General features: G+C 36.6%; 11 protein-coding genes. 3 read left to right on the top strand and 8 right to left on the bottom strand.

From position 1 onward, the window contains the following. Window positions 1-22 precede the first annotated feature (22 nt). The 3 genes from secDF to B2Z27_RS07770 form a co-directional block, all read right to left on the bottom strand. The gene (gene secDF, locus B2Z27_RS07780) at window positions 23-2,995 is read right to left on the bottom strand and encodes a protein translocase subunit SecDF (protein ID WP_286813248.1); all 2,973 of its coding nucleotides are present in this window, start codon (window positions 2,993-2,995) and stop codon (window positions 23-25) included. A gap of 102 nt (window positions 2,996-3,097) precedes the next feature. Continuing rightward, window positions 3,098-3,712 (bottom strand): hypothetical protein, encoded by a 615-nt coding sequence (locus B2Z27_RS07775; RefSeq protein ID WP_286813247.1) that lies wholly within the window; start codon window positions 3,710-3,712, stop codon window positions 3,098-3,100. A gap of 135 nt (window positions 3,713-3,847) precedes the next feature. After that, a complete protein-coding gene (locus tag B2Z27_RS07770) occupies window positions 3,848-4,774 on the bottom strand; it encodes a malate dehydrogenase (RefSeq protein WP_286813246.1) in 927 nt (308 codons plus the stop codon). A 290-nt stretch (window positions 4,775-5,064) separates the two neighbouring features. Between B2Z27_RS07770 and B2Z27_RS07765 the strand changes: the two genes are divergently transcribed. Beyond that, window positions 5,065-5,442: a hypothetical protein gene (locus B2Z27_RS07765; protein ID WP_139254388.1), complete on the top strand. Its 378-nt coding sequence runs from the start codon at window positions 5,065-5,067 to the stop codon at window positions 5,440-5,442. Between the two features lie 254 nt (window positions 5,443-5,696). On the opposite strand, the gene B2Z27_RS07760 is transcribed toward B2Z27_RS07765, so the two are convergent. After that, window positions 5,697-6,713 carry a DUF6588 family protein gene (locus B2Z27_RS07760; RefSeq protein WP_286813245.1) on the bottom strand — a complete coding sequence of 339 codons (1,017 nt, stop codon included), beginning with the start codon at window positions 6,711-6,713 and terminating at the stop codon, window positions 5,697-5,699. Between the two features lie 71 nt (window positions 6,714-6,784). Continuing rightward, window positions 6,785-8,725, bottom strand: a complete 1,941-nt coding sequence (gene gyrB, locus B2Z27_RS07755) for a DNA topoisomerase (ATP-hydrolyzing) subunit B (protein WP_091606230.1) — start codon at window positions 8,723-8,725, stop codon at window positions 6,785-6,787. 408 nt (window positions 8,726-9,133) lie between these two features. Between gyrB and B2Z27_RS07750 the strand changes: the two genes are divergently transcribed. Continuing rightward, window positions 9,134-9,319 carry a CsbD family protein gene (locus B2Z27_RS07750; protein ID WP_058103667.1) on the top strand — a complete coding sequence of 62 codons (186 nt, stop codon included), beginning with the start codon at window positions 9,134-9,136 and terminating at the stop codon, window positions 9,317-9,319. Window positions 9,320-9,406: 87 nt separating this feature from the next. On the opposite strand, the gene asnB is transcribed toward B2Z27_RS07750, so the two are convergent. Further along, a complete protein-coding gene (gene asnB / locus B2Z27_RS07745) occupies window positions 9,407-11,080 on the bottom strand; it encodes an asparagine synthase B (protein ID WP_058103668.1) in 1,674 nt (557 codons plus the stop codon). A 247-nt stretch (window positions 11,081-11,327) separates the two neighbouring features. On the opposite strand from asnB, the gene B2Z27_RS07740 reads away from it, so the two are divergent. Further along, a complete protein-coding gene (locus B2Z27_RS07740) occupies window positions 11,328-11,867 on the top strand; it encodes a DUF2911 domain-containing protein (protein WP_058103669.1) in 540 nt (179 codons plus the stop codon). 66 nt (window positions 11,868-11,933) lie between these two features. On the opposite strand, the gene B2Z27_RS07735 is transcribed toward B2Z27_RS07740, so the two are convergent. Beyond that, window positions 11,934-13,508, bottom strand: coding sequence for an amidohydrolase (locus tag B2Z27_RS07735; protein WP_286813244.1), 1,575 nt, complete (start codon window positions 13,506-13,508; stop codon window positions 11,934-11,936). A gap of 149 nt (window positions 13,509-13,657) precedes the next feature. Then, window positions 13,658-14,086: a hypothetical protein gene (locus B2Z27_RS07730; RefSeq protein ID WP_286813243.1), complete on the bottom strand. Its 429-nt coding sequence runs from the start codon at window positions 14,084-14,086 to the stop codon at window positions 13,658-13,660. Between the last annotated feature and the right edge of the window lie 21 nt (window positions 14,087-14,107).

Here is a 14,107-nt window from a genome sequence, read left to right as displayed (position 1 = left end):
TTTGAGTTAGTTAAACTCTTGATTACTCTTTACCAGAAGTAATTTTCTTGCTCAACGCATCGAACATTACAGGAGTTGCAATAAATACAGAAGAGTAAGTACCTACAACAACACCTACGATCATTGCGAACATAAATCCTCTTAATGATTCTCCACCAAATATGAAGATGGCCAAAAGTACAATTAAAGTAGTTAAAGAAGTATTCAACGTTCTACTTAACGTACTGTTTATTGCATAGTTAATGCTAGAACCGCCTTTCCAGCCGCGTTCTGCCAAAGTCTCACGAATACGGTCAAATACTACCACCGTATCATTCAATGAGTAACCGATTACTGTCAAAATAGCCGCTATAAATGCTTGGTCAATTTCCATATTAAACGGCATTAGCTTTCCAAATATAGAGAATACACCTAAAACGATCAATACATCATGGAATACCGCAACAACGGCACCCAATGAGAACTGCCATCTTCTAAATCTGAATAAGATGTATAAGAATACTACCGCCAATGAACCCAGAATTGCCAAAAATGCATTATTCTTAATATCATCTGCAATGGTAGGACCAACCTTAACAGATTGTAATATTCCTACTGCCTCATCATCAACACCTCCTAAAACAAAAGCATCTTTACTTATACCGTCTGGCAAGTATTTTTGTAAAGAAGTGTATAACTTATCTTGAATTTCAGTATCTACCTCAATTCCTTCAACATCAACTTTATAAGGAGTAGTTATTTTTACTTGGTTAGACTCTCCGTAAGTTTTCACGTTAGTTCCACTACCAAATACGGTATTTAATTCTGATGCAATTTCAGAAGGGTTAACAGGCTGCTCAAAACGAACAGTGTAGGAACGACCGCCCACAAAGTCAACACCTTGTTGCAATCCAGGACCAAAGAACAAAGAGAATAAGCCTACGGCAACCAATATTCCAGAAACAACATAAGCTATCTTTCTCTTGATCAAGAAATCGATATTGATTCCCTTGAATAGGTTTTTTGTAATTCCGGTTGAGAAATCCAAGCTTCTACCTTTTCCTCCAATATACCAATCAACCAAAAGACGGGTGATGAATATTGCGGTAAATAAAGAAGTTATAATACCGATCAATAACGTTGTTGCAAAACCTTTAATTGGTCCTGATCCAAAAACGAATAATATGATTGCAGTTAAACCTGTAGTAATATTCGCATCTAAGATTGATGACAATGCATTACCAAAACCATCTGCAACGGCTTGACTTTTACCTTTACCTTTTGCCAATTCTTCTTTAATACGCTCAAAGATAAGTACGTTGGCATCAACAGACATACCGATCGTTAATACGATACCTGCAATACCAGGCAAGGTCAACACAGCATTCAAACTGGTTAACACACCAAAGATCAACAAGATGTTCAATAACAAAGCAACATCTGCGAAAGCACCTGCTTTACCATAATATGCAATCATCCATAATAGAACAATTGCCATAGCGATCAAGAAAGACATAAAACCACTATCAATAGCTTCTTGACCTAAAGAAGGACCAACAATCTCTGACTGAATAATTTCTGCAGAAGCAGGAAGTTTACCGGCTCTAAGTACGTTAGAAATATCTTTTGTTTCGTTTACGGTAAAGTCTCCGGTAATTTCTGAACGACCACCAGAGATAGGACCAGAAGAAACACCAGGAGCAGTGTACACTTTGTTATCCAAAACAATAGCTATACCAGTTTGATTGCTATAAGCATCACCCGTTAATTTTTCCCATTCTTTAGCTCCTTTGGTATTCATGGTCATTGAAACTGCAGGCTTACTGAACTGATCAAAATCCGCTCTAGCATCACTTACAACATCACCACTAATTCTTGGCGTACCATCGCGGTTAGATTTTAATGCATATAAATCAATAACCTCGGTATCTTCTGAAGATGGTCTTTCCCATACAAACTTTGTAAACTGGATATCAGCAGGCAACAATCTTCTAATTTCTGGCATTCTAAAATAAGAACCAATAGTAGCAGTATCTTTTATAGCTGCACGAAACATTGCATTTGAACCTGGGTTAGCAGGAATCAATAACTCATACAAAGGATTCACCTGTGTTGCCAAATCCAAAGAATCTGCAGAAACATCGGACAACAAAGAATCTAACTCTGACTCTTCTTTAACTTGCTCTGGTTCTTCTACTTCAACTATTTCTTTTAGCTTTTCATTCGCTTGAATTAAGAATGTACTAAAACTGGTATTGCTTTGCTTATACGTTTCCCAAAACTCCAATTGAGCAGTACTTGATAAAAGATCTTGCGCACGAGCAATATCTCTTGCACCTGGTAACTCTACCAATATACGACCAGAATTACCTTCTCTTTGAATGTTTGGTTGTGTAACACCAAAACCATCAATACGCTCTCTTAACACTTCAAAAGCAGAAACGATGGACTCATCTATTTTTCTACGGATAACAGATTTTGCATCACTATCAGGCATGTTAGGAGTAATTTCATTACCATCAACCAAACTTTTTGTGGCAAAGATATCTGGTGAAGCCAATTTAGTATCTCCCTTTATAGCGTCAAAAGCTTCAAAGAAAAGTTCAATATACGTATCATCGCTATTTTTAGAGGCTGCATCGGCATCTGCCAAAGCCTTGTTGAAAACAGGACTCTTTGTATTATTAGCCAATCCTTTTAGGATGTCCTTTACTGAAATTTGAAGGGTAACATTTATACCCCCTTTAAGGTCAAGACCTTTGTTCAATTCTTTCTTTTTAGCCTCATTATAATTGGTGTAGCCAAAAACGGTATTATTACCGATAGAATCAAGATAGCTTGCCGCTACCATTTCTCGCTTTGCCACGTAACCCTCTTCTTCCTCAGACACACGACTGGCCGCGAAGGTATTCGCTTCTTTTTCTACTTTGCTTGTAACAAAAGTATAGGATAGCTGGTAAATACTAACTAACCCGAATAATAAAGCAAATAGCTTTATAAGTCCCTTATTCTGCATTTTTATTTATTTAATTTATGTTGATTATACTTATTAAGTAGTTTAAAAATCTAGGCGTATTACTTTTTCGCAAAATAATTACGTCTTATTAGATGTTGTAGTTTAGCTATTTCTGATCCAGGTGGGGCCTGCCCTTACCTCTGGAATTTGATGTGAAGTATTATTTGCAACAATAGCAACCTTGCTATTGATTTTAAGAGCCAATTCTACAGTAGCATTGAACTCTAAAGTAAATTTATTGGTTAAAGCCGGTACTACCGGAATAACCTTGGAATCAAAATTATGATCTTGACCAGCAACAAGTGTGGCTTTAATTTGATATCCATTATCGGTATGCTGATGAAGATCTAAAACAACCAAATTATATTGACCAGGTAGTCCATCAGAATCATCTTCGGTTGGAATTTCATCCTCATTCGCTAAAAACCGACCTTCTTGTGAAAGAAACTTTTTAACGCTTTCAGCATCAATATCACTGTAATAACGAATACTTAATTGTGTTTCGTCATTCTCTATTACCTCAATGGTATCGACACCTAAAACCTGTAACTTTTTGGTTATTACAGCCAATATTTCATCATGGGCAGTATTTGAAGCTAATTCCACATCAGCAAATTCCAATGAAATTTGTTGATTAGAAGCTTTCTTTTGCTCTTGACATAACCCTAAAAGGGCTAGAATAATAAATAAAGTACTTACGCACCATTTTGCATTCATGCGGCAAATATAAAAAGAAAAATATGCTAGGTAGTATATTTTTTACAATATATGTACCTGAAGCCTATCTTCTTAGAAAAAGAAACCCTTTGCAACAATGTCACAAAGGGTTCAAATATGATTTAGCGGTATTAACTACAGCTCTAAAAGTCCGTTAGTTTTACTTACACCAGCAGCACTTTCCTTCATTTTAGCTTTTTCAGCATCACTTAAAGGTATATCAACTACTTTCTCTATACCGTCTTTACCTAAAATTACAGGAACACCTATACAGATATCTTTAAGACCGTATTCACCATCAAGTAATGTAGAACAAGGGAACATTTTCTTCTGATCGCAAGCAATTGCTTGTACCATAGAAGAAACTGCTGCACCAGGAGCATACCAAGCGCTAGTACCTAACAACTTGGTCAATGTAGCGCCACCTACTTTAGTATCATCCGCTACTTGTTGTAATCTCTCTTCTGATAAGAATTCAGACACACGTATGCTATTTCTGGTTGCGTGAGATGTTAATGGCACCATACCGGTATCACTATGACCACCAATTACCATACCGTCTATATCAGAAATAGGAGCTTCCATAGCCTCTGCTAAACGATACTTAAAACGTGCGCTGTCTAAAGCACCACCCATACCTATTATTCTGTTCTTTTGTAAACCAGTAGTTTTATGTACCAAGTACGTCATAGTATCCATAGGGTTACTTACTACGATTATGATGACATTAGGAGAATGCTCTAAAAGATTGCTAGAAACCGTTTTTACGATTCCTGCATTAATACCGATCAATTCTTCTCTGGTCATACCTGGTTTTCTTGGAATACCAGATGTAATTACCGCAACATGACTATCGGCCGTTTTAGAATAATCGTTTGTGCTACCTGTTATTTTGGTATCAAAACCGTTTAATGACGCAGTTTGCATTAAATCCATTGCTTTACCTTCCGCATAGCCTTCTTTAATGTCCAAAATAACCACTTCTGATGCAAAATCTTTAATGGCAATGTATTCTGCACAACTAGCACCTACTGCACCAGCACCAACTACTGTAACTTTCATTTATTATTATTTTATGAATTATTATATATAAAATGGAATAGCCATCTTATGTGTATTGAATTTTCACTTCAAAAATAGGTATTTATTGACGAATTATGCTACTAGCCACTTGATTTAATTAACTGAAAAAGTGATTAAAAACATCGATAAAATGCACATTTTGTTAAAAAAAATTGCGCTTTAACGAAGAAATCGTCAAATAGTGACCATACATCGAATTTTAATAATAAGCCGAAACTAGTCACGTTAAATACTATGGATCCCAAATCCACCATAAAATTAACCTACTTATGACTAAGAAGTTCCTCTCTTTGTTGGCCATATGTGCCATTGTGTTTCTTGCGAACTGTTCTCGCATTGAACAAAACACCGATCCCATCATTGGAATTTGGTCACAATCCGATTTGACCGTAACCGAAAGCTCTTCTAAACAAACTATTCGTAAAGAATGGATTTTTAATGATGTCTATCTTGGTAGATATCATGAAATTGAAGGTTCTACCATTACCTTAAAAACAGACTTTAACTGGTCTAAACAAGACGATGTTTATACGGTTGAGTATAAAGGTCTAGAAGGAAAGCCCAATAATATTATCACCATAAAATCTTCTGAAGAGAATGTTTACCTTCAAAAGAAAGATGGTGCCACCTTGGCAATAAGGGAATAAACGATTTTAACAGGGCCATGGGAAAAAGGCTGTCCGGAGGGATCTGGGCAGTCTTTTTTATTCCTATGCGTTCTCTATTTGTTGGTTGTCGGAAAAAGAGAATTCAAGTTCAAGTTTAAAAATCAAGGTATATCAAAGGCCAGATTTATCTCCAAAACATTACTATTTAGCATCTCTTAATACAACGCTAGAGCATGGATGAACCCAAAATTCCCAATACTTGAATTTAAACCTTGATATTATTTACTTCTGATTTACCTAAAACCAAAGTTTATACCTACAGTAGCAGTATTGAATTCTCCTAGATTATATTCAGCATTCAGCCTAAAGAAACCTAATTTTAGTTTCGTTCCCAAAGTACCTGTTACCCCATTTACTTTTTTTACGATCGAAAAAGGATCTTCATAAGTTTCAGATTCAAATGGTCCACTATTAACTCTGTACGTTCCTAAAACATCTGTTACCGACTTACCAGTAATATAATTTACACCTCCATAAAAATTAATGATAGGCAACTTTGTAGATACTACAGCGCCAAATGTCCAACTACTGATTTCCGCCTCTATACGTTGATTTTCACCTTCTATTAACCTGGCATTACTTAAATCATAATCACCATTGATATTCGTATACCCAATAACGGCAGAAATTGCCACTGGTAAAATTTTATCCGCAGGCAACAATTTCGTAAAATCATGTTGTATACCTAAGCCAAATAGTCCTATAGATGCATCTTCATATTGCATTTTAGGCAAAAACCTTGCTTTAATTTCAGTTCCCTTTATAACACCAACACTTGCTTGCAAATAACCCGATGGGACAAAATCGATATTTTCACCTGCCAAGCCCGATGGCAGCTCAAATGTTTCTCTAACGGTTACTCCCAATACCTCACCTTCTACATATACTTGAGTTCCTGAAATATCCCCTAAAGCCGTGGATACTTCCCTAGCCACACCTGGATTCTCTACAAAATCTAAATTCTCATAATCACTGGGATCTAGGATAAAAGATTTCTTATCCTCCTTGTTCTTAAAGCCCGTGATATTACCGATGATAGAAATTTCAAATCCGCTCAAGGGTTTTGCATCCGCAGTATTATACCACCCGGTTGACATACTGTATACCACACTTTCAGAGAGTGGTGCCATATAATCGGTCGTAAATCGTTCTGCATCTTCAACTCCGGCGGCTAGTACATTATTAAAATCTGCCTGAGCAGCAGTAGTTAAACATGCCCCTAGAAAAACACACGTCAATAAATTCTTCATGATTCAAATTTTACCTAAAACTAAAAAACCTGCGCCGTAGACGCAGGTTTTTGTTGTGTAATAGGTATTTTCTATGTGTCAATGTTTGCATAAACAGCATTCTTCTCAATAAATTCTCTTCTAGGTGGTACTTCATCACCCATAAGCATTGAGAAAACACGATCGGTTTCAGTTGCGTTGTCTATCGTTATTTGGCGCAATGTTCTGTACTCAGGATTCATGGTTGTATCCCATAATTGTTCAGCGTTCATTTCACCAAGACCCTTATATCTTTGAATACTTACACCACCACTGTAGCTATCTGCAATTTCATCGCGTTCTTTATCACTCCAAGCATATCTCTTTTTCTGACCTTTTTTAACCAGATAAAGAGGTGGAGTAGCAATATAAATATGCCCATTCTCTACCAATTCTCTCATATAACGGAAGAAGAATGTTAAGATCAAGGTTTCAATATGGCTACCATCAACATCGGCATCACACATGATGACTACCTTATGGTATCTTAACTTCTCTAGATTCAATGCTTTACTATCCTCTTCTGTACCAATGGTTACACCAAGGGCAGTATACATATTCTTAATTTCCTCGTTTTCAAAAACCTTATGTTGCATGGCTTTCTCAACATTCAAAATCTTACCTCGAAGCGGTAGGATCGCTTGGAAATTACGATCACGTCCCATTTTGGCAGTACCACCCGCCGAATCTCCCTCAACTAGGAATATTTCGCACTTTTCTGGGTCCTGCTCAGAGCAATCTGATAGTTTACCTGGCAAACCACCACCACTCATTACATTCTTACGCTGAACCATTTCACGAGCTTTAGAAGCTGCATGTCTAGCCTGCGCCGCAAGAATTACTTTCTGAACAATGGTCTTTGCATCATCTGGATGCTCCTCTAGGTAATCTGTCAGCATTTCAGATACTGCCTGACTTACTGCTGCAGAAACCTCACGGTTTCCTAATTTGGTTTTTGTCTGACCTTCGAATTGCGGCTCAGAAACCTTAACAGACACAATTGCCGTTAAACCTTCACGGAAATCATCACCTTGAATTTCGAATTTTAATTTATCCAACATACCAGAAGCATCGGCATATTTTTTCAGGGTAGAAGTCAAACCTCTTCTAAATCCTGATAAATGTGTACCACCTTCATGAGTATTAATGTTATTTACATACGAGTGAAGATTCTCAGTATAACTGGTGTTATAAATCATAGCAACCTCAACAGGAATATCATTCTTTTCCCCTTCCATTGCTATAACCCCTTGTATTAAAGACTCACGGTTGCCATCTAAGAACTTAACAAATTCCTTTAATCCTTCATTGGAAAAGAATGTTTCACCAACGTATTCCCCTTTTTCGTCTTTCTGACGTTTATCGGTAATACTAATAGTAACCCCTTTATTCAAGAAAGAAAGCTCGCGCATTCTATTTGCCAAGGTTTCATAACTATATTCAATGGTTTGGGTGAATATGGTATTATCCGGATGAAAAGTAACTTCTGTACCCCTATCTTCGGTCTCCCCTATTCTTTTTACTGGATATAAAGCCTTACCACGCTCATATTCTTGTTGCCAAATTACACCGTCCCTAAAAACCGTAGCGGTCAAATGATCAGAAAGAGCGTTTACACACGAAACACCAACACCGTGAAGACCACCCGATACTTTATAAGAATCTTTATCGAACTTACCACCGGCACCGATCTTGGTCATTACAACCTCAAGTGCAGAAACACCTTCCTTTTTATGTAAATCTACAGGAATACCCCTACCGTTATCCCTTGTAGTTATGGAATTATCTTCATTTATGATAACACTAATGTTGTCACAATGACCTCCCATAGCCTCATCAATAGAGTTATCGACTACTTCATATACTAAATGGTGCAAACCACGGACCCCAACATCACCTATATACATGGATGGACGCATACGTACGTGCTCCATACCTTCCAAGGCCTGAATACTATCTGCCGAATAATTTTTCTTATTTGCTTCTTCGCTCATAAAATTAAGGTTGTTTTACTTCAAATTTTGCAATCTTACAAATATACGCAATACCCCATGAAATATAGCCTTCCTAGTAATTGGGCAATGGCAAGTTATCAACAATTATTGTGGAAAATTAGAGATTCTATCCTAAAAAACAGAGCTCCCTAAAGTATCAATGTTAGGTAAGGTTGTATTGAAAACATTAAATAATACAACCAAGACCTCATTTATAGATATGAAATGACCGGAACTACCACTTAAATGTGCAAAATGCCTTAGAAATGATACACCCGGTCAACAAAACTTCTCAAAATTAACGGTAAAAAAATCAATGTTTGCGTTATTGATCATTATGGAGATTTATTAAGATTTCCTTTACATGTGGTCATTAACTTAGAGGTATAATCTTAAAAACAATATATCATGAATGAAGAACAATTTAAAGGAAAGTGGAATATAGCAAAAGGGAAACTTAAGCAAAAGTATGGTGACCTTACAGATGATGACCTAACATATGCTGAAGGTAAGTCAGATGAATTACTGGGAAGAATACAAGAAAAAACCGGTGAATCAAAAGAAAAGCTAAAGCAGATGATCAATGACATCTAAGCAATGATGAAACAATTCACAAAAAAACAAACCCGTCTAAAGAATTAGACGGGTTCTTACAATAAGTATTAATGACTAATTCAAACCCTATTGCTTAACGTATGCATCATCATGAACAAATGCAACCGCTCTACCAGACGGATCGTTCATGTTCTTGAATGCTTCATCCCATTCTAGAGCAATTTGAGTACTACAAGCTACAGAAGCTTCTTGTGGCACGCATAACGCAGCAGCATCTGAAGGAAAATGCTCTTCAAATATGGAACGGTAATAAAATTCTTCTTTTGATGTAGGTGTCTGTAATGGAAATCTAAATTTAGCGTTCGCCAATTGCTCATCGCTCACCTCTTGGTTTACCACTTCTTTCAAAGTATCTATCCAACTATACCCAACTCCATCAGAAAATTGCTCTTTTTGTCTCCATGCAACACTTTCTGGTAACATATCTTCAAAAGCCTTTCTTACGACCCACTTCTCCATACGCTCACCGTTGATCATCTTATCCTGAGGGTTGATACGCATGGCAACATCCATAAATTCTTTATCCAAGAAAGGAACTCTACCTTCTATTCCCCATGAAGCCAAAGACTTGTTCGCCCTTAAGCAATCATACATATGCAGCTTACTTAACTTACGTACGGTTTCTTCATGAAATTCTTGTGCATTAGGTGCTTTGTGGAAATATAGATATCCGCCAAACAACTCATCTGCACCCTCACCGGAAAGTACCATTTTAATACCCATAGATTTTATGACACGCGCCATTAAGTACATAGGCGTAGAAGCTCTAATGGTGGTAATATCATAAGTTTCTAGGTTATAAACAACATCTTTTATAGCGTCTAAACCTTCTTGTATAGTAAATTTAATTTCATGGTGTACGGTTCCAATATGATCAGCTACTTTTTGTGCAGCAGCCAAATCTGGAGATCCCTCTAGACCCACCGAGAATGAATGTAATTGTGGATACCAAGCATCTGCAGTATCTCCACTCTCAATACGCTTTTGCGCATATTTCTTAGCTATTGCGGAAGTAACCGAAGAATCCAACCCACCAGACAATAATACACCGTAAGGCACATCAGACATTAATTGTCTATGAACGGCAGCTTCTAAGGCTTCTTTAATTTCCTTAATACTGGTTTCGTTTTCCTTAACCGCATCATACTCCATCCAATCTCTGGAATACCATTTCTTAAGTTCACCGTCTGAACTATGCAAATAATGCCCCGGAGGAAATAACTCTATTTTAGTACATGTACCTTCTAATGCTTTTAATTCTGATGCTACATAGAAAGTACCATTTTTATCCCATCCCATGTATAATGGAATAATTCCCATATGATCACGAGCTACAAAATATTCGTCCTTTTCCGCATCATAAATTGTGAAACCAAAAATTCCGTTCATTTCATCAATAAAATCAACACCTTTTTCTTGATAAAGCGCTAATATAACTTCACAGTCAGACTCCGTTTTAAAATCATACTTACCTTCAAACTGCTTACGTAATTCTCTATGATTATATATTTCACCATTGGCAGCCAATATCAATTTACCATTAGGACTCAATAATGGTTGTTTTCCAGAAGCTGGATCTACAATTGCCAAACGCTCATGAGCTAAAATGGCTTTATCATCAGCATAGATACCACTCCAATCCGGACCTCTATGTCTAATCTTTTTTGACATTTCTAAAAGTTGAGGTCTAAGTACTTCAGTACTTTCCTTAACATCAAATGCACATACTATTCCACACATAATCTAATTATTATATCAATTATGATACAAATATCTAGTTAAAGTTTCAATTAACAAACATATATCTCAAATATGCTTACAAATTGTAATTATAAAATTCATTTTATATTATATATGACAGGTTTTAGAAGCAATTAACGTTCTAAATATGGCGAAATGTAACTTTCCAAAATTTAACTTCTTTTTATAAATATCACTGTAAGGAACTGCTTAGTTTTATGACCTAGAAAAAAACTAAACAATTATTATGAAAAAAGTATTTACACTCGCAACATTAATGTTAGCTGTAGTGATGACCACTTCGGTATCTGCTCAAGATTTCTCTGGTATTGACAAAAGCCCTATGGACATGGCTGCTTACCCAACAGATTACAAAGTTTCTGAAAAAGCGGTACGTATTATTTACGGTAGACCTCAATTAAAAGGTCGTTCTATGGACGAATTGGCTCCTACTGGAAAGGTATGGAGAACTGGTGCCAACGAAGCCCCGGAAATTACTTTCTACAAGGATGTTAATTTTGGAGGTAAAGATATCAAAGCTGGTACTTATTCATTGTTCACCATACCTGGTGAAGAAGAGTGGACCGTAATATTAAATAAGAATTTAAACCAATGGGGTTCATATTTTTATGATGAATCTGCAGATGTTGCTCGTGTAAAAGTACCTAATGGTTCTGATAGCGCTTCATTAGAAGAATTCTCGATTGCATTTAAAGATGCAAAAGGTGGTACATCTTTAGTAATGGGCTGGGATAAGACAAGAGTTGCAGTACCAATTACAATGTAATTTTAAAGTACACAGTATTAAAACAAAAACCTCGGTCTAGGACCGAGGTTTTTTTATGCTTCTTTATTATCTAACAATACCATCTATAAACGTTTGTTCTGCCTTTATAGTGGGAATTTCATTTAATGGTATGGTCATCATATCTTTATCATAGATAACAAAATCGGCAGATTTACCAGGTTCTATACTTCCCTTCTCTTCTTCTTCAAAATTTGAATAAGCTGCCCAAATTGTCATTCCTTTTAAAGTCTCTTCCCTTGTCAAGGCTTCTTCCATTTGAAAACCTCCTTTTGGATATCCACTCGTATCTTGTCTGGCCACTGCTGCATAAAAAGTTAAAAACGGACTAACATCCTCTACCGGAAAGTCTGTTCCCAACGCTATAGTACCTGCCTTGTTCAACAAGGTCTTAAAAGCATAAGCCCCTTTTACCCTGTCTCCCAAACGATCTTCCGCCCAATACATATCACTAGTAGCGTGTGTAGGTTGTACTGATGGAATTATTCCGCTTTCAAAAAAATCAAAATCGTTATCGGTCAATACTTGGGCATGCTCAATTTTCCAACGTCTATCCTCTTTGCCCTGTAACACTTTTTTATAAGCTCTCAACACAGCAACGTTTGCAGAATCACCTATTGCATGGGTATTCATTTGGTATTCCGACCGTGCCAATTTTTCCGCCAGAGCTTCAATTTCATTTACAGGGGTTATCATAGCACCAAAATGATTGGGCAAATCACTATACTCTTCTTTTAGCGCCGCGCCTCTAGAACCCAATGCCCCATCACCATAAACCTTAACAGACCTAACGTTCAATCGGTCGGTTTTAATTGGTCCTTTGTTTATATAATAATCAACATCTTCCTTATTATTACTGACCATTGCATAGATCTTTATGGATAGCTCACCGGCCTGCTGCAAACTATCAATAAGCTCTATGGTACTTCTATCCAAACCTGCATCGTTGACAGTAGTTAGACCGTGGTTTAAACTAATTCTTTCAGCATCTTTCAATGCCTTAATTTTATCATTTAAACTTGGTGAAGGCATAATACTATCGATCAGTTGCATAGGGTTATCAACCAAAACTCCGGTAATACCAGAATAGCCATTCTCCCATTTCTTCACGATTTCACCACCTTCCACTTTGGTACTCCAATCAATACCCGCCATGTCCAATGCTTTTTGATTCACCAAGTAAGCATGACCGTCTACACGTTCCAATGCAACAGGAATATCAGGAAAAATAGTATCTAATTCGGCTTTAGTAGGGAATTCTTTAACCTCCCAATCATTCTGATCCCAGCCTCTGCCCCTCAAAAATGATTTAGGATTTGCTGCATGAAACTCCTTAATACGTTCCAATACCTCATCAAAACTCTTGGTACCTACTAAATTTACAAGCTGTTGATTAAGCCCTAACCCATAAAAGTGGCAATGTGCATCAATTAATCCAGGCGTAATTGCCCTACCATCAGCATCTATTAACTGATCAGAGGTATACACATCCCTAATTTCATCTGTAGTACCCACAGCAATAAACTTACCGTCTTGAACGGCAAAAGCTTGGGCTTCTGAGAAAGAATCATCAACAGTATAGACCTTGGCATTTACAATAACCAGATCAACTTTTTCTTTCATGAGTTCGCAACCTGTTAAAATAACAAGTAGGATTGGAAGTAGTTTTTTCAAAACGATATAGTTAGTTAGCAACATTACAAAGCAAACATGAATAAGCATGCTTCAAATAATATTGAAAACTAAGTATTTTTTCCTAAAGTTCTAAATATTTATTGTCCAGGTAGTTGACGAACGCCAAAAATTTCACTGGTACCTATTGCAGAATAACTTTCTCCTACAATTTTATCATTCTCTACGACCAATACAAACGACACACGTTTTAGCCCTTCAAAATTTACATTGAAATTAATACCATTATCCTTAACCACCACATCTTGACCTGTAAGCATACCGGTTCCAAGTTTTAAGGCAACATCATAGGAATCACCTTTTTGGGTAATAAAGAACATACCTTTCTCATAAGGTGCATCCACATTTGTCATAGTATATTTCCAAACTCCCAAAACAGAATCTGTACTTATTAAAGCTTTCATTTCTTTTGCAACAGAATTTTTATACGGATAATTTTCCGTAGTTGTAAAAGAGCACAAAACAACGCAAAGCGCTATCACTTGAACTATAAATTTAATGGTCTTCATTAATGGCTATGTTAAACTATA

The sequence above is a fragment of the Maribacter sp. UBA3344 genome, from assembly GCF_002362375.1.
GTDB classification, from domain to species: Bacteria; Bacteroidota; Bacteroidia; order Flavobacteriales; family Flavobacteriaceae; genus Maribacter; species Maribacter dokdonensis.
The sequence above is the reverse complement of the archived record's forward strand: the minus strand, read 5'-3'. Positions and strand labels throughout refer to the sequence as shown.